Source organism: Leptospira yanagawae serovar Saopaulo str. Sao Paulo = ATCC 700523 (assembly GCF_000332475.2).
Classification (GTDB): Bacteria; Spirochaetota; Leptospiria; order Leptospirales; family Leptospiraceae; genus Leptospira_A; species Leptospira_A yanagawae.
In genome coordinates, this window is the sequence record NZ_AOGX02000008.1 from 310,480 (window position 1) to 330,086 (window position 19,607).

The window sequence follows — 19,607 nt, forward strand, 5'->3', positions numbered from 1 at the left end:
TTATGAAAATGAAAGGAAAAAACAGAAAGGTCCGTGAGGGACTCACTCTAATCGAGATCACAGTGGTGATGCTCATTTTGGGTTCGCTTATGGCCATTCTTTACTCAAGTATCGGTAACCGCGGTGAAGGTGAAAAAAAATTGAAACTGAAAAATGACAGTGCTGTTTTGAAAACTGCATTGGAACGATATTTGGAAGTTTATGACAAATACCCATCCGAGGAACAAGGTTTACAAGCGTTAATCGAAAAACCAGACGATGACAAAATAGGGGATGATTATGAGCCTATCATTCGGGAAAAAGCTGTTTTGAAAGACCCTTGGAAAACTCCGTATGTGTTAAAATTTGAAGGAGCTGTCCCTCAAATCGTAACTCTTGGTGAAGATAAGAAAGAAGGTGGAGATGGAAAAAACAAAGATTTTAACATCCTCTCTCCTGATGATTACCCAGCCGCTTTCCGCTAAAAAAGAATTTCCTCTTAGGAAACGACGAATCCGCGACGGTCTCACTCTGATTGAGATCGTCGTTGTCATTTCTATTTTAGGGCTCATTATGGTGATCGTTGGTGGGTCCCTTCGTAATCTCATTATACCTTCGACCGAAGATATCTCTGTTAAATTACAAGAGTCGTTTAAATTTGGATACAACAAAGCCCAACTCACAAACCAAGCAGTCCTATTCGAATATGATTTTGAAAAAAGGGAATACCAGTTTTTTTTACTGAAACGAGAAGAATCTGGATTGGAAGAAGAACCGATTTTAAAAAAGGTTACCCTTCCTTTTTATTCTAAAATTGTCAGCGTACGCGACTTAGGTGGCAAACCTCGAAATGAAGGAAAAATTCGAATTGTTTTCACTCCGCAAGGAACCACAACTGATTTATTTTTATACATAGGCTCTGATACAGAAATCAAAAGAACACTTCAAATCTATCGGTATGGGGGAAAAGTCAAAATCCATAAAACGGAATATTTCCCGGAACCTGAATCAAACCCGATTTCAAAAGTGTCGTACGGACTTGATGAACGAGATGAACAAATTGATCCCAATGCAAAAACACAACCTCGTTAAACCTTTTAAGTCAGCGTTTACTTTATTTGAAGTCACTATCGCAATGGCGATGGCAGCAATGGTGATGACCTACACCTATTCTATGATTGCCGAAGGAATTGCTTACCAAAAAAAAGCAGTTTTGCTTTCCAATGCAGTCCATTTGGCAAAAATTAAGATGGCACAAGTAGATTCTTCCACCACCATGCAAACCGATACTTCGAAAGGTTCCATAGATGCATTTCCAGGTTATACCTTTGAAACAGAAATCAAAGAAGAGGAAATGGATTTGTTGAAACTTGCAGGTGGTCCCAATGCAGAAGAACTACGAAAAAAGGCCCCAAAAGATATGTTAGGTGACAAAGATGTGGGACTCAGTGACCTGATGAAAAAAAGAGGCCAAAAAAAAAGTTTTGAAACGGGTGGAGTGTTAAAAGTATTCCGAGTGAAAGTGTCCATTTTTTATATGGATGGTAATAAAAAACAAACATATACCGTAGAGACCTTTAGGAGCACGAAATACTAATGAAGGTTTTTGGTCTTATTTCAGCGAAACAAAACCATTTAAAGTTACGCAAAGGTTTTACCTTGGTAGAGATTTCGATCGTCGTGATGATCATGGCCGTTATCTTTACAGGAATTTTTTCTGTTTTTTATACTGCCAATAAAATTTCCAAAAAAGGAGCTTCGAATAAGGGGGCAAACCGAAAGGATATTTTGTATGCGATGGAGAATATCCGTGGTACTTTATCCCGCGCTTATTTTATCGATAATCAAAAACGAATTTTATTTGTAGGAAAACAGGAAGGAGTGACCGGTACAAGGAATGACCGAATCGTTTTTGCAACTTCAAATCCTAATTCCGAAGAGGAAGGACAAGCATCGGTGCGGGAGGTATCGTTTTACCTCCGAAAGATGCCCAATCCAAAACTCGATGGACTCTCCTATTTGATTAGAAGAGAAGATGAAATGGTGGATACATTCCCAACCCAAGGGGGAGTCGAACATGTGTTACTTGAAAATGTAAAAAGTTTTCAGATGAAATATTCGGAACGGGGAGATAAATGGGTAGATGATTGGAATTCTAGAACCACCAAAAAAATTCCAAGACTCATTCGGTTTGAAATTATATCTTTAGTGGGGAGTGCCTTTGTTAAATATGAATCTCTTGCGCATCCAGTCATTCTTTTCAAATAAAAGATCCAAACAAGGATTTATGGTCTATTTGCTTGTGATGGCTATCGGTACTGCATCTCTTTTCACAGCGTCGAAATTTTTTGAGGATGCGGCGACAGAATACAGTGTGGCAAAAGCACAGGCAGATGGTTTTAGAGCTCATATGTTAGCGAAAGCAGGATTTATGGGTGCGATTGGTGCTTTAAAAAAAATCCCAGAAGAAGTATTGTACCAGTCCGGACTTGCCATGGACCCACCACCCATTCCCCTCGGTGGCGGTGTGATCTATTACACGATGAGTCCTGAAGATGGGAAAATCAATATCAACTCCCTTGTGAAAATTTATGATGACCAACCGAACCAAAGAACAATTGAAATGGTCACAAGATTGTTTTACCAGTTTGGTCTCAAACGAGAGATGATTTTTCCGATTTTGGATTGGATCGATGAAAACCATCAGGAAACTGGAGGAGGAGCGGAACAGTATTACTATGGCCGTTTGAGTCCACCCCGAAAGATCAAAAATGCACCTTTTTATTCCCTCTCGGAATTATTAAATGTAAAGGGATTTGATCGAGCGACCGTTTATGAGAGTTTAAAACCGAAGGATTACGACAAAAATAATTCGAAAGACTTTATGACAGAAGAGGAAAGAGCCCTTCGTTCCGATAAAGATTATGTGCTCTCCAATAATATCACAGCATACCTGCCAGCGGGTGATTCCTATGACGACCGGATCAACATCAATACAGCCCCATATTTTGTCCTCATTTCCTTATCCGATTTTATGACCAAACAAGCCGCCATGAAAATTTTGAAACTCAAGTTGCAGAAAGGAGGCTATATTAAAGAATTGAAAGATCTGGAGACAGAACCGGAGTTCCAAGTGAAAACCACGGGTGACCTGACTCTCTTTAAGGAGCTTGCGGGTGAAGGAACGGATGTTTCTGGCGGACGGATCAAAACCAAAGGCGAAGTTTACAAAATTACAGGGGTTGGAATTATAAAGGATAAAGTGGTTCGTAAGGTAACAGGATTATTTGATCTTACCAACAACCAGATGTTATACTATACTGAAGATTAATTATGTTATCATTTGACCAATACCTTGCAATCGACTACGGCGCTACTTTTCTAAAAGGTGTATTATTCAAAAAAGTTTTAGGCAAAGTTGTGATCCTTCGTACGGAAAGTTTACCTGTTGTGGAACTGGATGAAAATGAAGGAGATCCTTTTGAATATAATATCATTCGTTTTATCCAAAGTTTTTTTCCTGAAGAAAATCGATTTTTACTCAATTTAGGAATTCATAATTTATTTGTTAGGGACTTAACAGTTCCTCTCGTTTCAGAAAAAGCCATCCAAGAAGTATTGCCTTTTGAAGTTGAAAATTTAGTTCCTTATCCAATGGAGGAACTAGAAGTCATTGGCAAAACATGGAGGACGGGGAAAGAAAACTCGGAAGTGATTACATTTAATGTCCACCATTCCGAATTATTTCGTGCTCTAAAACCATTTGCCAAAGGTGATTTGACTTTAAGTTGCCTTTCTTTAGATTCCTATGTCCTTTCATCTCTTATCAATAAGAATTACCCATTATTAATAGCAGATAGTTCCATCTTGCAACTTGATTTAGGTGGTCGGTATAGCATTCTAAATGTATTACATGAAGGCAAATTAAGACACACACGCCAAATTTATATTGGTGGGGAAGAAGTCACACTTGAGATTTCAAATCTTTTGAAAATCGATATGGAGGAGGCAAGACTTGTCAAAGAATCACTTCCTGTTGGATTTTTATTTGATACCATAGACAAAGCGGATGAAACAAAATTTTTAAACCATTTTCATATCAATTCGAGCCAACTAAAATCCCTTCGCAAATTCATTTTGGCTAAACTAGACCAAATCATCCATGAAGTGGAAAATAGTATTTTCTCACTTCCTGAAAAGGAAAGGCCAACACTGATTTTATTATCTGGTGGTGCAAGTCTCTATCCAGGTTTAACTGCTTATTTTGAAGAGAAGTTGGGAACGAAAACAGGACGTTATGAATTTTTAGGAATCAATGATCCAAGTTTTGTAACTGCTGTGGCAACAGGGGTCCATTTTGAATCACGCCACAAAGTGAATTTTTTAGAAACAGGTTTTGCCAAAAAAATCCACACAAATAGATTCAAACTCTCTGCCTTCAAACCACATATCATTTTGGTCAGTATATCACTGATCCTATTGTTTGGCGTTTTTATCATTGGTATTGTTTTAGACAAACGTAAAATTGCCGCAGGCAAACAGATATTAATAGAGAAATATAAAAATGGGATTGGTGGTGAATTAGGAGAAGACGAAGATCCACTGGATGCCGCTACTAAGAAACTCAAAGCAGAACGGAAAAAAACGGAAATCTATCGTTTGTTTTTATCCCAAGAAAGTGTATTGGATGTCTTAAATGAAGCAACGGAACAGTTTCCATCACCAGAAGTTTTACCGTTTATTTTGGATCAGTTCAATTTTGAAGAAAAGGAAATTCAGATTTACGGAAGGGTAAACGAGTTTGGTGAAATTGGAACCATCCAATCTGCTTTAGAAAAATCAGAAAAATTTACGAACATTCAAATCCAAAACAAACGTCTGATCACGGGAGTGAATAAGTTCAAAGTTAGTTTTAAAATCAAAATGGATGTTGTGACACCTAAGGATGAACCCTAATGTTTGATCGATTGAACGATAGAGAACGAGTCCTTGTCATTGGACTTATCAGTTTTGTGTCTTTACTTGGCCTTTATACCATTTTGACTTTATTATCTGATCTTAGAAATAGGCTTTCTGATGAGATCTTTGAAACAAGGTCTCAGGCGGGTGAACTTGACCGAGTGATCCGTGAATATAATTATTTGCGTGGATTGCAGTCTGGGGGAAGTGAAGAAGATGTAAGTGTGATGTATTCCAAACTCGACCAAATCTTGGTTCGGTACAATCTAAAGGACAAAGTCCAAACGATGAAGGATACAAGCAATGTCATCCAAAAGGACTACAACAAAATCACAATTGATGTTTCGTTTCGGTCTGTATTATTACAAGATATCATAAAACTTGTTTACGATATTGAAAAAAACAAACAAATCCAAGCAAAAGTAGATTTGCTTAGCTTTCGAAAACCGTTTGCAGAAAAAGAAATTTACGATGTGAACCTGAAAGTATCGTCTTACAGTCGTTTGTCGAAAGGTAAATAAAATGGCAAAAGAAAACGAATTTGAAGAAAATTTTGATTTAGAAGAAGATGTAGCCGTTCAGGAATCACTTTTAGAGGAAGATGGTGATTTTTTTGATGAGGAGGCAGATGAAGAACATTCTAAAGTCAACCGAAAACAAATTTTTACTTTAATCGCCATTTCCTTGGTTTCATTTCTAATTTTTACAATTTTTATATTTCCTCTCAATGAAATTGTTCGTTCCATGTTGATCAAAACGGGAAAAGAAACCGGCATCTTTATGGATGCAAAGGAAATTCATTTTCCAATGATTGGACGTAAATCTTTTGATAGTTTTGTTGTGAGTTTACCGACCGGGACTGCACTCAAAGCGGAAGAGGTGAGTCTTGGAATTTCACTATTTGGACTTTTGCAATCTCGATTGGAAGGGGATGTGAATGTAGGTTATTTTAGTTTTGAAGGCAGTGACCTATCATTTGGAATCCAAACATTGGATTTGCCCATTCGCCTGTCACCGTTAGACGAAAAAATCACAAAATGGAATGGAGAAGGGGAAATTACTCTCTCTGGTGGAAAAATCAAAGAGTCGATGGACATTCCATTTTTAGGAAGTTTAAAAGGTACTGATATCAAAAGAGCCAATTTACTGTTTAAAATTCGATCTGGAAAACTACTCATCGAAAGGGGAAACCTAGATTCAAATATTGCAAAATTCCAATTCCAAGGTGTGGTTCGTTTGTCCGATACAATTTCATTTTCACAATTGGATCTCAAAGTTTGTTTTACATTTACAGATAAATTTGCTGCGGAAAGGCAAGATTTAGTCAGTATGGTAGCTCTTTTGCCTCAAGAAGCTGGGAAAACCTGTATACCAGTGCGGGGGACATTTTCTTCTCCCAAAGTGGATCTTCCCAACTTAAATCAGTTAGGTGGTAGTGCAACAAAAACGGAGGAAGGTTCGATTGAACCCGCACCGACTCCTTAAAAAATTCTCGTAAATTCAAACTCTTTTCAGAGGTTTTCATTGCGTTTTTTTTCGATTGGACTGGTTATCCTATCAAGGAAATTGAATCATTCCAAAACTTGATTTTTTCTATCGTTTTAACAAATGGATGGGTCATCAAATAAAAAAGACCGCAATCTGCGGTCTTTTTGACATCTGACACTTTCTAGATTTAAAGAATCGAGAGATACGTCTTCATTCCCTCTCGCATTTTAAATCCTACGAGAGGGACTTTGATTTTGTTACGAACAACCTGTTGTGGAACCACAAGAGATACACTTGAGGCAAGCTCCATTTCTCACCATTTGGAAGGATCCACATTCTGTACAGGAGTCTCCTGTATACCCTTTGGTCCTTGCTTCCGCGATGATTTTGAGTGTAGCTGCTGCTGACTGGGCTTGTGTTGGTTGTGGGGTTTGACCCGCAACAGCCGCTACTTCTTGTTTGTCTTCCAGAACCGATTTCATGGAAATCGCATTCACTGGTAGAGGAGTGCGAATCGTGTTACTTTCCGACTTTCCCACTGTCTCTCTCGCAGGTTCCGCTTTTCTTCCCACTTCGTCCGTTCTTAAGTCTTCTGGTGATACTTGTGCCAAGTCGTATCGACCAAGATAAGTGATCGCAAGTTCTCTGAAGATGTAGTCAATCACAGAAGTAGACATTTTAATGTGTGGGTTGCCAGACACCATTCCATTTGGTTCAAATTTGAAGAAGGTAAATGCTTCTACAAATTCTTCCAAAGGAACACCGTGTTGTAAACCAAGCGAAACTGCTATCGCAAATGCATTCATAAGAGAACGGAAAGCCGCACCTTCTTTGTGCATATCGATAAAGATTTCGCCTAGTTGGCCATCTTCGTATTCTCCTGTTCGGAGGTATACTTTGTGACCACCCACCATCGCTTTTTGCGTATATCCTGCACGTCGGTGAGGGAGTTTCCTTCTTTCCGAAATGTATTTATACACTAGTTTTTCTGCTACTTCTGTTACCGTTTTCGGAGCGGAAGAAGTTTGTAGTTCTTCTTCCTCTTCACCTACAGCACTTAACAACTGGAATACGGAGTTAAGTGGTTGTGAAAGTTTTGATCCGTCTCGGTAGAGAGCGTTTGCTTTGATCATCACTTTCCAGGACATGAGGTATGCATTTTTTACATCCTCAATGGTTGCCTCTTCTGGAAGGTTGATCGTTTTGGAAATTGCACCCGAAATAAATGGTTGAGCCGCTGCCATGATTCGAATGTGTGATTGATAAGATAAAAACCGTTTTCCATATTTACCACATTTGTTCGCACAATCAAAAACTGGAAGATCCTTCTCTTTGATAAAAGGAGCGTTTTCGATGGTCATTGTTCCGCAAACATAGTCATTTGCTTGTGCAATTTCATCTGCCGTAAATCCCAATGTCTCAAGTAAATTGAATCCCATTGAGTTGTATAAGGAAGGATCGATACCTAACGTTTTGGCAAGGAAATCTTCACCTAATGTGAATTTGTTGAAGGCAAATTGGATGTCGAAAACGAAAGGAAGTTGTTTTTCTAATTTTTCCAATACATCTTCTGTGAAACCTTTTTCTTTTAAACGTGCTGTATTGACACCAGGTGCTCCATTGAATGTTGCATGGCCCTTACAGTAATTCACGATGGCATCTAGTTCTGCTTGGCTGTAACCTAGTTTTTTTAGAGCCGCTGGAACTGATTGGTTGATGATTTTAAAGTAACCACCACCTGCCAATTTTTTATATTTCACTAGTGCAAAGTCAGGTTCAATTCCTGTGGTGTCACAATCCATAACCAAACCGATGGTTCCAGTTGGTGCGATCACAGTTACTTGTGCATTGCGGTAACCATACTGCTCACCAAGTTCCAATGCTCTGTCAGAATCTTCTTTTGCTGCTTCAAGTAAGTAAGAAGGTAAAAAAGAAGGATTGATTCCCACTGGAGTGATGGTTAATCCTTCGTATTCTTCTTTTGGTGCATTGTAAGCGGCACGTCTATGGTTACGCATCACACGTAACATGTGTTCTTTGTTCTTTTCGTAACCAGCGAATGGTCCAAGTTCTTTTGCCATCTCTGCAGAAGTTGCATAAGCAGTCATGTGCATGATGGAAGAAATGGCACCAGTAACAGCCATTGCTTCTTGTGAATCATAGGGGATTCCCATGATCATAAGAAGGGAACCAAGGTTTGCATACCCAAGACCTAAGGTTCTAAACTTGTAAGACAATTCCGCAATTTCTTTGGAAGGGAACTGTGCCATAAGAACCGAAATTTCAAGGATGATGGTCCAAATTTTGTTGAGGTATCGATAACCCTCTACATCAAAGGTTCCATCTTCTTTTAGAAATTTGACAAGGTTCGCAGAAGCCAAGTTACATGCCGTATTGTCAAGGAACATGTATTCAGAACATGGATTTGATGCGTTGATCGCACCGTCTTCTGGACAAGTATGCCATTCGTTGATGGTGCTATGGTATTGTGTTCCTGGGTCGGCTGAGTTCCAAGCTGCGTTTGCAATCCGTTCCCAAAGGTCACGAGCTCTTAAAGTTTTTGCTGCTTTTGGTTCACGACCTTCTTTACGAGCTTTTTCCTTTTCTGTACGATTGATGAGGTGGAAGGGGAGGTCTTTTTCCACTGCTTCCATAAACTCATTTGTGATTCGGACCGAGTTATTGGAATTTTGTCCAGAGACTGTATTGTATGCTTCTGATTGCCAATCAGTTGTGAGTTCTTCAAAAAGTAGGTCTTTGTATCCTTGTTTGGATAAGTCGATCACTCGTTTGATGTAGTTGTCTGGAACGAAAGCTTTCCTTGCTTTTTGGATCGCTTTTTTGAGATCCACGTTGGCTGCCGGATCGTATGCCTTTTCTTCACCAAGCGTTTGTTTGGCGGAAGAGCAAGCGGTCATAATATCGTTTAATAGTCTGTTATTGAGAATGGATCCAGTGACAAGAGATGCTACTTTTTTCTCTTCTTGGACTTTCCAATCGATAAATTCTTCGATGTCCGGATGGTCCATATCGAGACAAACCATCTTTGCAGCACGACGAGTGGTTCCGCCGGACTTAATTGCTCCTGCAGCTCGGTCCCCGATTTTAAGAAAGGACATAAGCCCTGAACTCTTTCCACCACCAGAGAGGGATTCATTGGCTGCCCGAAGGTTTGAAAAATTGGTTCCTGTTCCAGAACCGTATTTAAAGAGGCGAGCTTCTCTGACCCAAAGGTCCATGATCCCACCTTCATTGACCAAATCATCATCCACAGATTGAATGAAACATGCATGAGGTTGTGGGTGCTCGTAAGAAGAGGCGGATCTTACTAATTTTCCTGATTTAGGATCGACGTAATAATGACCTTGCGATTTTCCATCAATTCCATACGCCCAGTGGAGGCCCGTATTGAACCATTGCGGAGAGTTCGGAGCAGCCATTTGGCTTGCGAGCATAAAGATGACTTCTTCATAGAAAACGCGAGCACTATCTTCATCAGAAAAATACCCGTATTTATAACCCCAATAGGTCCAACATCCCGCTAAACGGTGGAATACTTGTTTGGAGTCAGATTCTCCGACATAACGATCTTCTGGATTGAGGGCGATGAGTTTTTCATCATCAGGAACAGAACGTTGTAACCATTCAGGGATTCCTTTTTCTGCTACTTTTTTTATGTACTTCGGAACACCTTTCCGACGGAAGTACTTCTGTGCAAGGATATCGGTAGCAACTTGCGACCAAAAATCAGGAACTTCGACGCCGTTTGCTTCAAACACAACGGAACCATCAGTATTGGTAATTTTTGAGTCCTTACGAACCCATGTCAAATTCGGGTATAAACCCTTGTTCCCTTTGGTAAAATGCCTCTCAATCTTCATGCAAGAACCCCATCTCAAACAACATATAAAATTTCTATTTTTTCCTCTACTAGGAACGGAGAGGATTATGTCACAATGAAGGAATCTTTAGTTGGAAACATCCATTTTTTCAGCCTAAGCGATCGGAAATTTTAGAATTTTTTCAAATTTTCTCGTCGCTATGACATAATTTTTTCGTTGACCTAGCAGGCTTTTTCCGTAGCATGGTCACAGATTCGAGATTCCCCTTTAGCTCAGTCGGTAGAGCAAATGACTGTTAATCATTGGGTCGCTGGTTCGAGCCCAGCAGGGGGAGCGGTCTTCTAAAGAAACGCACTTGGAATCCTTCACCATTTCGCAAAAACCTCCCAATTTCCCCTCAAAGTATACCATTTCCCTAAAATTTCTGTGCCAAACTCTAGGAATCATCACATTTTTCCTTGGTTTTTCTCCGTTTTTTTTCCAAAATAAGGCATCACCTGCCAACCACCAAACAGAAAATCCCTTTCCCAAAGAGTTTTTCCAATCGGAACAGGTGGTCCTAATACTTGGAAAACCTGGGCAAACCGTCGGAAAGTTGTACCTTTTTGAAATGGTTTTAGGCCAATGGGAATCCAAAATTGAAAGTATCCCCGTATGGTTTGGCCGCAGTGGTTTAATCCCATCCAATTTAAAACGAGAAGGGGATGGATTCACACCTTTGGGTTATTTTCCGATCAAAAGGATACTTGGAAAAGAAAAACGGTCTATTCGTACTTTAGAATACACTCAAATTTCAAAAAACCATTATTGGAATGACAACTCCAATTCCAAACATTATAACCAATTGGTTCAAAAGAAAGAAAAGGGTGCCCATCCATTATGGAATTCAGATATTTATGAACTTTTTTTAGTAATAGAACACAATACAAATCCAAGCATTCCAGGAATGGGGAGTATGATTTTCCTTCACCCTTGGAAAGAATCGAATCCTACCTCAGGTTGTGTTGGGATCGATAAAAATTCCTTGGTTCAAATTACAAACTTGTTGGATGGAAATAAAAATCCATTTCTCATTATATCCGAAGAAGATGATCTTTAAAAATGAACTTCCTATCTATCGGAAATTCCGAAACGATCGATCGATATAAACTTGACAATTGTTAGTTCAACTAGAATAACAAACAATATGCGTAACTTTATTTTTGGTTTTCTCTTTTTGTTCTTGGTTCTCAATTGCCAAGTCGATATCAAACAAATTCCTCCATCCAAACAAGATTCTGTTTCATCCATTGCCAAGTACCCTAATCAGGTTTACATTGGGAAGTTTGATATCATTACCTATGATCGCTTAGGTTTTGTCAATGGGTGGAAGCCCGTATTCATTGAATATCTTAAATCAGCTCGGATCTTTAGTAAGGTTTCTGTGCCCGACAATAATTCCAAAATAACACCTGATGATTACGCGTTAGACATTACGATTACACCTAAGTATTCGGATACTTATAACTACTGGTGGACATGGCCTGCTATCTACCCAATGGTTGCGTATTGGCCTGTGCAAATACGAGAAACATCCTACAAAGTCCAATGTGAGTATACTCTTTATAAAGGCGCAAAACTCATCGCAACCAATACAATTTTAGAAGAAGCTGATTTGACTGTCGAAATTTATGGATTCTTTAGAACGGGGAACGTTGAAAAAATGATTGAATCTACTAATTTACAAGTCATGGATAGAACCTTACGAGATATCGAAGGGAAGTTGTTATCCACACAAAATTAAAATACAAAAAAGCCGGTACCATTTGATTGGATACCGGCAAAGATGTTGTTTAGGATTTTAAAAAAGTTTACGTTGTGGTGAGATGAAAGTCCTGGTAGTCTGGAGTTTTCATTTCCTTTTCCCATCTGCTCCAAGTGTATGGCCACATCGCTGGGTCACCATCTGGGTCTAAATACCAACTTTGGCAACCACCGAGCCACACCGTACCAGCCATTCCCTTCTTTAAGTAAGCAGCAAATCGTTGTAAGGCTTCTTCTTTGGCATCTATCACATCGAATTTACCATTTCGCCAGTCATTTATAATTTTTAGTACATATTTCGTTTGCACTTCACTCATCGCAATGACAGAAAAATTTCCAATCGGTGTGTTTGGACCCAACATCAAAACAAAATTGGGAAAATGGGGGATGAATAGAGATCGATAAGCCTGTACTTTCTTTTTCCAAACAGTTTCAATCGAAATTCCATTTTCCCCTCTTAAATCCATAGGTCGCATAAAATGAAATGGATGGAAACCTGTTGCAAGAATTAATACATCTAATTCATGCAATTTGCCGTCCTTTGTGATGACTCCATTGTCTGTGATCCTCTCAATTCCTTCTGTCACCAAATCCGCGTTTGGTTTTTGAATGGCATCATAAAAGGTTGAATTTACAATGACTCGTTTGCAACCAACCCGATAATTCGGTGTTAGTTTTTGGCGTAAGATAGGATCTTTGACGGAAGTTCGCAAATTTCGTTTGCACAAAAAACTCATAAGTAAATGTGGAATTTTTTTTCCAATCACTGCCTTAGAAAACGTTTGTTCGACGGCAAACGTATACCATTTATGAAAACGTTTTAATACGTTCGGTTCCTTTCTCCATTTTCTTTTGTCTTCTTCTGTATAGATGGTATCGGGTACTTTCACAATCCATTGTGGTGTCCTTTGGAAAACGGAAACTTTTTTACCTATTTTGATCATTTCTGGAATCACTTGTGCCGCTGTGGATCCTGTTCCAATCACACCAATTCGTTTTCCTTCCAAAGATACGGAATGGTCCCATTCTGCTGTATGAAAACACTTTCCTTTGAAGGAATCGAGTCCGGGTATATTTGGTTTTGCAGGATGGTGTAAGATTCCTGTTGCAGAAATCAGAAAATCGGATACGTATGTTTGACCTTTTGAAGTTTTTGTGGTCCATTTTCCATTTTGATAATGTGCTTCTACCACAGCTTCATTGAAGTGGATTTTGGGAGTGACCTTATACTCATCACTCACTCGTTTAAAATAGGTATGGATTTCGTTTCCATGGGCAAACCTATGGCTCCATTCAGGATTCGGTGCAAAACTATAGGTATACATATGGGCAGGGATATCACAGGCAACACCTGGGTAGGTATTTTCTCTCCAAGTTCCGCCCAAATCATTTTTCTTCTCCAGTATTGTAATGTCTTTTACGCCAATTCTCTCCAATTCAATGGCGAGTAGGATTCCTGTCATACCCGCACCGATGATCACAACTTTTGGATCTCGTACCGTCTGTTTTGTCATTCCGTTCCTCATGCATCAAACACCGAAATTCATTGAGTTGAACAATGTTCCGTTTTTAATCTTTGGAAGAAAATGAAATCCAATGAAAGTACATTTGCAACTAAAAAAACATAAATGAGGTAAAAAAGGAAATTTGGTTTCAATTTTTGTAATCAGACTCATTCTAAAACCAATCTTCATCTAGGAACGATTTGAATACATGTTCAAAGGTTTCCTTCAAAAGAATGGCATTTCCTGCCACCGAAACATAGTAAATATATTTGGGATTTGGTATCTTGTTAATTAAATAAATTCTTAATTAAGCCTTGACTTAATTAAGTAGATGCTTAATTATATATTATATGAATAGTTTTTTAGCTTTGGGTGATGATACAAGGCGAGAAATTGTACTTCTAATTGCCAAAAATGGAGAAATGACTTCCACTTCCATTTCCAAACACTTTACAATCAGTGCTCCTGCAATCTCCCAACACTTACAGTTATTAAGGGAATTAAGATTACTAAATGTTAAAAAAGAAGCTCAAAAAAGGATCTATTCTGTCAATATGGATGGTTTCTCTGAAATGGAAGAATTGATTTTAAAAGTGAAGGAAGACTGGAGCAAACGATTGAACCGACTTGAACGATATGCATTAAAATTAAAGAAGGGAAAAAAAATATGAGTCCATCACAAATCATAACAGGTATTTCAGAAAACAAAGTAACATATCAAAAGTATTTTGATGTTTCACCAGATTTGTTATTTGAAGTTTGGTCTGATCCGAAACACCTAAAGGAATGGTGGGGTCCAGATGGTTTTACTCTTTCCGTGATTTCTTTTGATTTTAGAAAAGGAGGATTTTTTGAATTCATTATGCATGGACCGGATGGCCAAGATTATAAAAATAAAATCCAATTCCTAAATATTGTAATACCGCGATTGATAACCTATCAACATGTAGGTGATGGGGAAGGAGATGAAGATGTAAATTTTCAGTCGGATATTGTTTTTGAAAAATCTGGTAATGGTACAAACCTTACGATGATACAAATTTTCTCATCTAAACACGAATTAGAAAGAGTGAATGAAAAATATGGTGCGATTGAGGGTGGAAAACAACATATCGGGAATCTGCAAAAGTATTTAGAAAAAATGTAAACTTAGATTGTTTTAAATTTTTCGATATATCTCTTCGTTTCTTCTAAATTAGATGGATCACATTTAAATCCTTTGAATGTAACTGATGATCATAAAAAGAGTAAAGAAAGAATATTGCCAAACAGATTGCAAAGACAATCTCTTTTCAGTAATGGAAACTTGTTTCCCCAACAATTTGGACGAGAATCAAACTTTTTTATTTTTTTTAATTTCATATGCATTATCTCTGAAAACCTGAAACATGATAGATCTTATTATAATCCTTTATGATAAGTATAGCATACATCACCTGCACATGAGTGAATCGTTTCCTTATCTAATTTGGAGTAGATTTTAAGTTGATGCAACGACTAGTGTTTCGAGTAGATTCTTATGTGATGCAGCGAGTTACTTCCCATAATTAGTATTATGTCACATTAGGTGATTGCTTGGTTTGTATAGAAAGGCACATCGGTAACACATTAGATCACTCACATGGGTTACACTTTGATTCATTTATTCTATACTGTATATCCGATGGTATTTTGTAACGCAAATTAACTGGTTCCTATATATTCTCTTTGGTATTGCCTTCTATATTCTTTTAAAGAATAGAATCGATTCCAGGAAGTTATAATCCAGTCTTCATTTCATGGAATACATCGTCACCCGTCCATCAATTACATCGATCATCATGGTCAATACCTGAATCATCTACAATTGTGAGTGTTGTTATTGGTTTGTTAGTTAGTTTTGGATTACGAAGCATCACCTATCAGCATACAAATACTTAATCAGGCAATGGCCAACGAATTGATTCTTTTTCACATTTTTGTAGTTCAAGGTGAGTTAAAAGGCAAACTCCCAAAAGTACATCTAATCGTAGTTCTTTTTGTTCCTCAACTGATGAGCTATTGTAGATGCCAATTAAAATTGCACACCCATCATAATTTTCATAACCAGAGGTGATTTTGCATTGTTCTTTAAAATTGCAATTAATCGAAATACTTAGTAAAACTATGAATATAACCCACCTAAAATATTTATTTTTCATAAAGGCTCTTCCATTTTAAAACTGGAGTTCCTAACGGATTATATACTCGACAATAGGCAACAAACGACTACAAGAGGTTGCCATGAAGCGTAGAAAACAATACACAACAGAGTTTAAGAGGGAATCGGTTCAATATTTAATATCAAGTGGGAAATCCCAGAATATGGTATGCCAAGAACTAGGACTCCCTAATGGGATACTAGGCAGATGGAAAAAGGAACTAGATCAAAATCAAACCGAGAATGGATCTCTGCAAGATGTTCGAGACAAGAGGATCCAGGAGCTTGAACGTGAAGTTCAAAATTTAAAACAGCAGAGGGATATTTTAAAAAAGGCAATGGGCATCACTTTAAGTCCTTAGAAGATAAATATCTATTTATGAAAGAACATAGGGAATCCTGTGGGTTTTCTATCAAAGTGATGTCCGAAGTATTAGATATTAAACACAAGGGATTTTATCCTTGGTTGAAAAAGTCGAAGTTGATTCGAAATCAAAAAAGTATAGAGATTTTATCTGAAATTCAAAGATTCCACAAGGGAGATTTGCTTTCTTATGGAAGTCCGAGAGTTCAGAAAGAACTAAAAGCAAGGGGAATCAAAGTCAGTTTACCTACTGTGGCTAAAATTATGCGGGAAAATGGGATAAAAGCCATTACAACAAGGAAATTCAAGCCTCCTGTGACGACAGATTCCAATCATGAAGAAACAATTAGTCCAAACTTGCTTGAACAAAACTTTGACGTTTCTACACCAAACACAGTGTATGTGACTGATATTACCTACATTCCCTATTTGTTTGGATTTCTATATCTATGTAAATTCAAAGATATATGCACAAAGAAGATTGTTGGATGGGCTGTTGACACTCATATGAAAACATCTCTCGTTATGAAAGCATTTGAAAATGCTATTGAGAATCAAAAACCAAGTAAAGGACTTATCATCCATTCCGATAGAGGAAGTCAGTATGCGAGTAGAGAATTTCGTGAACAACTAACATCAAAAGGATTTATTCAAAGCATGAGTAGAAAAGGAAATTGTTGGGACAATGCTCCTGCTGAATCTTTTTTTGCTACATTAAAAAGAGAGTTTACAAATCATAAGAACTTCCATTCCTTAGAACAGGCTCGAAGTTCTCTATTTGAGTATATCGAGGTTTTTTATAACAGAAAGCGTTTGCATTCTAAAATTGGATACAAAGCTCCTGTTACATTTGAAAATGAATTTCATGCCTATTCGTGAGTATATTTTTACTTAGGAACTTCAAACTTCAATTTTATCTTAATTCTAATTTCCTTACTAACTTCCAATAGTCATGTTAGAATTCCCATGCTTTGCAAATCTTCCAGATAGCATTTGGAATCTATTGTTTCGAATCTTCATTCGATCTAGACAACCATTGTATATTGTTGCCAATGTTACTACAGAATCAAAACCTAACGTAAATAATGCAGATCCAACTACTGTGGCCTATAAGTCACTTATCCTAGTTCGAAACGTAAACAAAGGAAAAGTGTATCGATTTGATGCCAAGTGCACCGATCGATTCCATAATGTATTTTTTTCTCAAAATGGGTTCGCTTGCGCAACTAAGTATCAGATTCAATAAATTCATTGGAAATTAATATCCTTTTTGGAACATCATCCTGTTGGATTCCAGTTTCCCATCGACTTTAGAATCAATGATTTTATTCAGTCCCACTTCGATAGCAGATTGAATGCTTGCAGATATGGTTTTTTCTGATTCTTGGTCATTTGGACTAAATGGAATGGTTTTTGTTTCGATGGGTTCTGACTGACCTAAAATGCGAAACGTTTCACCTGATTCTTTCACTAACAAAAATTCAACGATCGAAGCAAACGAAGCATGATGGAAGTTGGTTGTACCCTCCTCAAAAACAAGAGTTCGATTGACCTGAACTTTTCGCAGTAAGATTGTCCCAGGTTCCATAGTATCATTTTCATTTCTCACTTTGAATGAACTCACATCAAATACCTGTGATGCGAATGTCTGAAAAGAATTGAGAGCAAATTTCCCGATCGAAATTTCTAAATTGGGTCCCACTTTTAGTACTTTTGTAGGAAGGTCAAATTCATATTGCAACGCAAAGGAGGACCTTTTTCCTTCCTTTTCTTTGGTATTACCTAAATCTCTTTCGGGTGAGCGACAGGAAACAAACAAGAATAAGGTCGATAGAAATAAAAAATATAAAGTTCTCAACGATTATGCCTAATCATCAATTTCATTGGATTGGGAATATATTGCCCAAGGAAGCAAGAAAAATGAGCAAATTGCATTAAATTTTTAAATTTTGCGGTTGGAAATGGAAGGCAAATCCCTTACGATTCAGTAGATATTTGTGAATTGTTTCCAGGATTTAGTACGGAAATGATGGTTTTGTTTGCAATATCTGAAGGAGAAATTGATGAAAATTGTGTATATCATTGTTCGAGTTTTGTTAGGTGCTCTTTTTCTTTTTTCTTCCATTGCCGTTCTGTTTAATTTGGTTCAAGAGCCAGAATTAACAGGTAATTTTAAAGTTTTCAACGAAGGATTGAAGGCTTCGGGTTATTTCATTACTTTGCTTAAATTAACAGAACTTGTCTGTGCTTTGGCGTTTTTGTTTGGACGTTTTGTGCCTTTAGCATCCGTCATCATCGCGCCGATTACCATAAATATTTTCTTTGTCCATTTGTTGTTGGCACAAGATGGATTGCCAATTGGTATTTTTGTAGTCCTTGCCAACGCATTTTTGGGATATTACAATCGATCTGCTTTCAAACCATTATTTGTTCCAGTTTACAAGAACGAAGTTTAGGTGAAAAATGCTGTTAGAGTGAGCCAACTTTGACAGTTTCAAAAAATTGCACTTCCCCTGAAGATGTATCATAAAAGGCAGGAACAATTTTAAAGGCACCAGCGTCCACCTGCTCTTTTAAGTAGATACTTGATTCTAGGATTTCTGTGATGGAATTCAATACATTCGCTTTCACTACATGATTGAAGATATGTTCGTTCCCTTCTTTTTTGATTTGAAGATTGGAATCGGAACCATCGATTGCTTTTTGGATTTTATTTGTGATACTCGCAATATTTCCGTCTTTAAGTGAATAGATAGCACTTGAAACAGCACCACAGTTGGAATGGCCTAAGACAACGATGAGTTTTGTTCCAATTTTGGCACAAGATAGTTCCAAACTTCCTAATATTTCTTGGTTCACTATATTGCCCGCTATGCGAATGGATATAAGATCACCAAGGCCAGCATCAAAAATGATTTCCGGACTCGTCCTAGAATCAATACAAGATAAGACAACCGCGATTGGATTTTGTCCAAATGCAGTGGCGTTTACTTGGTGTTTAAAATATTTTTCAGACCACTTTCCCTTTACAAATCGTTCGTTTCCTCGTTTAAGGAATTGTAAAATTTCGTTAGGCGATAACTTTTGTTGTGCTTCTTTGTCCAGGATGTTTACAAATTGAACTTGGTCAGTTAGTTCATAGTTTTCTTTCACACCAACCAAATTCAGTTGGATGTTCTTTTCTATTGATACGACTGATTTAAACTCTTCTAAGATTTCTAAAATATCATGATCGATGAAATTACAATTGGTAGTGACCTGCCCCCCAAAAATTGGACCACTTGATAAGTTAGTTTTCCTCCGATAAATAGGAGTAAAGCATGGCGAAGAAAAGAGTAGAAGAACCTAAGATATTCCAAATTCTAAAAGAAGCAGAATCTGGAGTTACGATCAAAGAATTATCAAGAAAATATGGTTTTACAGAGCAAACTTTGTATAGATGGCGTAATCAATATGGAGGTCTTGAATTAAGTGACATACCAAAAAAT

Annotated in this window: 22 protein-coding genes and 1 tRNA gene; 18 read left to right on the forward strand and 5 right to left on the reverse strand. The window is 37.7% G+C overall.

The annotated features are described in order from the left end of the window. Positions 1–2: 2 nt before the first annotated feature. The 8 genes from LEP1GSC202_RS02015 to gspN are packed head-to-tail and all read left to right on the forward strand — an operon-like array spanning position 3 to position 6,423. Positions 3–464, forward strand: a complete 462-nt coding sequence (locus LEP1GSC202_RS02015) for a type II secretion system protein GspG (RefSeq protein ID WP_015675917.1) — start codon at positions 3–5, stop codon at positions 462–464. After that, a complete protein-coding gene (locus tag LEP1GSC202_RS02020) occupies positions 439–1,071 on the forward strand; it encodes a prepilin-type N-terminal cleavage/methylation domain-containing protein (protein ID WP_015675911.1) in 633 nt (210 codons plus the stop codon). The genes LEP1GSC202_RS02015 and LEP1GSC202_RS02020 overlap by 26 nt, the downstream gene beginning before the upstream one ends. Next, positions 1,031–1,576: a prepilin-type cleavage/methylation domain-containing protein gene (locus LEP1GSC202_RS02025; RefSeq protein WP_425256005.1), complete on the forward strand. Its 546-nt coding sequence runs from the start codon at positions 1,031–1,033 to the stop codon at positions 1,574–1,576. The genes LEP1GSC202_RS02020 and LEP1GSC202_RS02025 overlap by 41 nt, the downstream gene beginning before the upstream one ends. After that, positions 1,576–2,247, forward strand: a complete 672-nt coding sequence (locus LEP1GSC202_RS02030; RefSeq protein WP_015675712.1) for a type II secretion system protein GspJ — start codon at positions 1,576–1,578, stop codon at positions 2,245–2,247. Before LEP1GSC202_RS02025 ends, LEP1GSC202_RS02030 begins: the two co-directional genes overlap by 1 nt. Next, positions 2,210–3,310 carry a type II secretion system minor pseudopilin gene (locus LEP1GSC202_RS02035; protein WP_244147611.1) on the forward strand — a complete coding sequence of 367 codons (1,101 nt, stop codon included), beginning with the start codon at positions 2,210–2,212 and terminating at the stop codon, positions 3,308–3,310. The genes LEP1GSC202_RS02030 and LEP1GSC202_RS02035 overlap by 38 nt, the downstream gene beginning before the upstream one ends. Before the next feature lie 2 nt (positions 3,311–3,312). Next, positions 3,313–4,935, forward strand: coding sequence for a cell division protein FtsA (gene pilM / locus LEP1GSC202_RS02040; RefSeq protein ID WP_015675783.1), 1,623 nt, complete (start codon positions 3,313–3,315; stop codon positions 4,933–4,935). Beyond that, positions 4,935–5,459, forward strand: coding sequence for a hypothetical protein (locus tag LEP1GSC202_RS02045; RefSeq protein ID WP_015675910.1), 525 nt, complete (start codon positions 4,935–4,937; stop codon positions 5,457–5,459). Before pilM ends, LEP1GSC202_RS02045 begins: the two co-directional genes overlap by 1 nt. Position 5,460: 1 nt before the next feature. After that, on the forward strand, positions 5,461–6,423 hold the full coding sequence (gene gspN, locus LEP1GSC202_RS02050; protein ID WP_015675715.1) for a type II secretion system protein GspN: 963 nt from the start codon (positions 5,461–5,463) through the stop codon (positions 6,421–6,423). A gap of 260 nt (positions 6,424–6,683) precedes the next feature. Here gspN and LEP1GSC202_RS02055 read toward each other — a convergent pair whose 3' ends face one another. Beyond that, a complete protein-coding gene (locus LEP1GSC202_RS02055; protein ID WP_015675916.1) occupies positions 6,684–10,307 on the reverse strand; it encodes a vitamin B12-dependent ribonucleotide reductase in 3,624 nt (1,207 codons plus the stop codon). A 222-nt stretch (positions 10,308–10,529) separates the two neighbouring features. On the opposite strand from LEP1GSC202_RS02055, the gene LEP1GSC202_RS02060 reads away from it, so the two are divergent. The 3 genes from LEP1GSC202_RS02060 (at position 10,530) to LEP1GSC202_RS02070 (ending at position 12,051) form a co-directional block, all read left to right on the forward strand. Further along, positions 10,530–10,602 (forward strand) — tRNA-Asn (locus tag LEP1GSC202_RS02060). A 21-nt stretch (positions 10,603–10,623) separates the two neighbouring features. Then, positions 10,624–11,367, forward strand: coding sequence for a L,D-transpeptidase family protein (locus LEP1GSC202_RS02065; RefSeq protein ID WP_015675748.1), 744 nt, complete (start codon positions 10,624–10,626; stop codon positions 11,365–11,367). 87 nt (positions 11,368–11,454) lie between these two features. After that, complete coding sequence (locus LEP1GSC202_RS02070) at positions 11,455–12,051, forward strand: LBF_2127 family putative lipoprotein (RefSeq protein ID WP_015675900.1); 597 nt, start codon at positions 11,455–11,457, stop codon at positions 12,049–12,051. Positions 12,052–12,118: 67 nt separating this feature from the next. On the opposite strand, the gene LEP1GSC202_RS02075 is transcribed toward LEP1GSC202_RS02070, so the two are convergent. Then, the gene (locus LEP1GSC202_RS02075; protein WP_015675790.1) at positions 12,119–13,585 is read right to left on the reverse strand and encodes a flavin-containing monooxygenase; all 1,467 of its coding nucleotides are present in this window, start codon (positions 13,583–13,585) and stop codon (positions 12,119–12,121) included. 341 nt (positions 13,586–13,926) lie between these two features. On the opposite strand from LEP1GSC202_RS02075, the gene LEP1GSC202_RS02080 reads away from it, so the two are divergent. Both LEP1GSC202_RS02080 and LEP1GSC202_RS02085 read left to right on the forward strand, forming a co-directional pair. After that, positions 13,927–14,247, forward strand: a complete 321-nt coding sequence (locus LEP1GSC202_RS02080; RefSeq protein ID WP_015675944.1) for an ArsR/SmtB family transcription factor — start codon at positions 13,927–13,929, stop codon at positions 14,245–14,247. Continuing rightward, positions 14,244–14,723 carry an SRPBCC domain-containing protein gene (locus LEP1GSC202_RS02085; RefSeq protein ID WP_015675818.1) on the forward strand — a complete coding sequence of 160 codons (480 nt, stop codon included), beginning with the start codon at positions 14,244–14,246 and terminating at the stop codon, positions 14,721–14,723. Before LEP1GSC202_RS02080 ends, LEP1GSC202_RS02085 begins: the two co-directional genes overlap by 4 nt. Positions 14,724–15,492: 769 nt before the next feature. Here LEP1GSC202_RS02085 and LEP1GSC202_RS02090 read toward each other — a convergent pair. Then, positions 15,493–15,756: a hypothetical protein gene (locus LEP1GSC202_RS02090; protein WP_039927849.1), complete on the reverse strand. Its 264-nt coding sequence runs from the start codon at positions 15,754–15,756 to the stop codon at positions 15,493–15,495. Between the two features lie 82 nt (positions 15,757–15,838). Between LEP1GSC202_RS02090 and LEP1GSC202_RS02095 the strand changes: the two genes are divergently transcribed. The 3 genes from LEP1GSC202_RS02095 to LEP1GSC202_RS19835 all read left to right on the forward strand — a co-directional run bounded on the left by LEP1GSC202_RS02095 (position 15,839) and on the right by LEP1GSC202_RS19835 (position 17,365). Next, on the forward strand, positions 15,839–16,117 hold the full coding sequence (locus LEP1GSC202_RS02095) for a transposase (RefSeq protein ID WP_083929967.1): 279 nt from the start codon (positions 15,839–15,841) through the stop codon (positions 16,115–16,117). Positions 16,118–16,134: 17 nt separating this feature from the next. Beyond that, the gene (locus LEP1GSC202_RS02100; protein ID WP_015675849.1) at positions 16,135–16,998 is read left to right on the forward strand and encodes an IS3 family transposase; all 864 of its coding nucleotides are present in this window, start codon (positions 16,135–16,137) and stop codon (positions 16,996–16,998) included. A 73-nt stretch (positions 16,999–17,071) separates the two neighbouring features. Continuing rightward, positions 17,072–17,365, forward strand: a complete 294-nt coding sequence (locus LEP1GSC202_RS19835) for a hypothetical protein (RefSeq protein ID WP_156825326.1) — start codon at positions 17,072–17,074, stop codon at positions 17,363–17,365. A gap of 12 nt (positions 17,366–17,377) precedes the next feature. On the opposite strand, the gene LEP1GSC202_RS02105 is transcribed toward LEP1GSC202_RS19835, so the two are convergent. Then, complete coding sequence (locus tag LEP1GSC202_RS02105; protein WP_015675915.1) at positions 17,378–17,977, reverse strand: hypothetical protein; 600 nt, start codon at positions 17,975–17,977, stop codon at positions 17,378–17,380. Positions 17,978–18,182: 205 nt separating this feature from the next. On the opposite strand from LEP1GSC202_RS02105, the gene LEP1GSC202_RS02110 reads away from it, so the two are divergent. Continuing rightward, positions 18,183–18,575 carry a DoxX family membrane protein gene (locus LEP1GSC202_RS02110; RefSeq protein ID WP_015675792.1) on the forward strand — a complete coding sequence of 131 codons (393 nt, stop codon included), beginning with the start codon at positions 18,183–18,185 and terminating at the stop codon, positions 18,573–18,575. A gap of 13 nt (positions 18,576–18,588) precedes the next feature. Here LEP1GSC202_RS02110 and LEP1GSC202_RS02115 read toward each other — a convergent pair whose 3' ends face one another. Beyond that, positions 18,589–19,272, reverse strand: a complete 684-nt coding sequence (locus tag LEP1GSC202_RS02115) for a carbonic anhydrase (protein WP_244147612.1) — start codon at positions 19,270–19,272, stop codon at positions 18,589–18,591. A 167-nt stretch (positions 19,273–19,439) separates the two neighbouring features. Between LEP1GSC202_RS02115 and LEP1GSC202_RS20460 the strand changes: the two genes are divergently transcribed. Continuing rightward, a partial coding sequence (locus LEP1GSC202_RS20460; RefSeq protein ID WP_015675735.1) for a transposase occupies positions 19,440–19,607 on the forward strand: 168 nt, incomplete at its 3' end.

Bases quoted from the DNA above. Each gene is read 5' to 3' on its own strand.
- LEP1GSC202_RS02045 (WP_015675910.1), top strand. From the start codon at position 4,935: ATGTTTGATCGATTGAACGATAGAGAACGAGTCCTTGTCATTGGACTT.
- LEP1GSC202_RS02100 (WP_015675849.1), top strand. From the start codon at position 16,135: ATGAAAGAACATAGGGAATCCTGTGGGTTTTCTATCAAAGTGATGTCC.
- LEP1GSC202_RS02055 (WP_015675916.1), bottom strand. From the start codon at position 10,307: ATGAAGATTGAGAGGCATTTTACCAAAGGGAACAAGGGTTTATACCCG.
- LEP1GSC202_RS02035 (WP_244147611.1), top strand. From the start codon at position 2,210: ATGAATCTCTTGCGCATCCAGTCATTCTTTTCAAATAAAAGATCCAAA.
- LEP1GSC202_RS02090 (WP_039927849.1), bottom strand. From the start codon at position 15,756: ATGAAAAATAAATATTTTAGGTGGGTTATATTCATAGTTTTACTAAGT.
- LEP1GSC202_RS02025 (WP_425256005.1), top strand. From the start codon at position 1,031: ATGAACAAATTGATCCCAATGCAAAAACACAACCTCGTTAAACCTTTT.
- LEP1GSC202_RS02080 (WP_015675944.1), top strand. From the start codon at position 13,927: ATGAATAGTTTTTTAGCTTTGGGTGATGATACAAGGCGAGAAATTGTA.
- LEP1GSC202_RS02020 (WP_015675911.1), top strand. From the start codon at position 439: ATGATTACCCAGCCGCTTTCCGCTAAAAAAGAATTTCCTCTTAGGAAA.
- LEP1GSC202_RS02095 (WP_083929967.1), top strand. From the start codon at position 15,839: ATGAAGCGTAGAAAACAATACACAACAGAGTTTAAGAGGGAATCGGTT.
- LEP1GSC202_RS02015 (WP_015675917.1), top strand. From the start codon at position 3: ATGAAAATGAAAGGAAAAAACAGAAAGGTCCGTGAGGGACTCACTCTA.
- LEP1GSC202_RS02110 (WP_015675792.1), top strand. From the start codon at position 18,183: ATGAAAATTGTGTATATCATTGTTCGAGTTTTGTTAGGTGCTCTTTTT.
- LEP1GSC202_RS02075 (WP_015675790.1), bottom strand. From the start codon at position 13,585: ATGACAAAACAGACGGTACGAGATCCAAAAGTTGTGATCATCGGTGCG.
- LEP1GSC202_RS02070 (WP_015675900.1), top strand. From the start codon at position 11,455: ATGCGTAACTTTATTTTTGGTTTTCTCTTTTTGTTCTTGGTTCTCAAT.
- pilM (WP_015675783.1), top strand. From the start codon at position 3,313: ATGTTATCATTTGACCAATACCTTGCAATCGACTACGGCGCTACTTTT.
- LEP1GSC202_RS02030 (WP_015675712.1), top strand. From the start codon at position 1,576: ATGAAGGTTTTTGGTCTTATTTCAGCGAAACAAAACCATTTAAAGTTA.
- LEP1GSC202_RS02085 (WP_015675818.1), top strand. From the start codon at position 14,244: ATGAGTCCATCACAAATCATAACAGGTATTTCAGAAAACAAAGTAACA.
- LEP1GSC202_RS19835 (WP_156825326.1), top strand. From the start codon at position 17,072: ATGTTAGAATTCCCATGCTTTGCAAATCTTCCAGATAGCATTTGGAAT.
- gspN (WP_015675715.1), top strand. From the start codon at position 5,461: ATGGCAAAAGAAAACGAATTTGAAGAAAATTTTGATTTAGAAGAAGAT.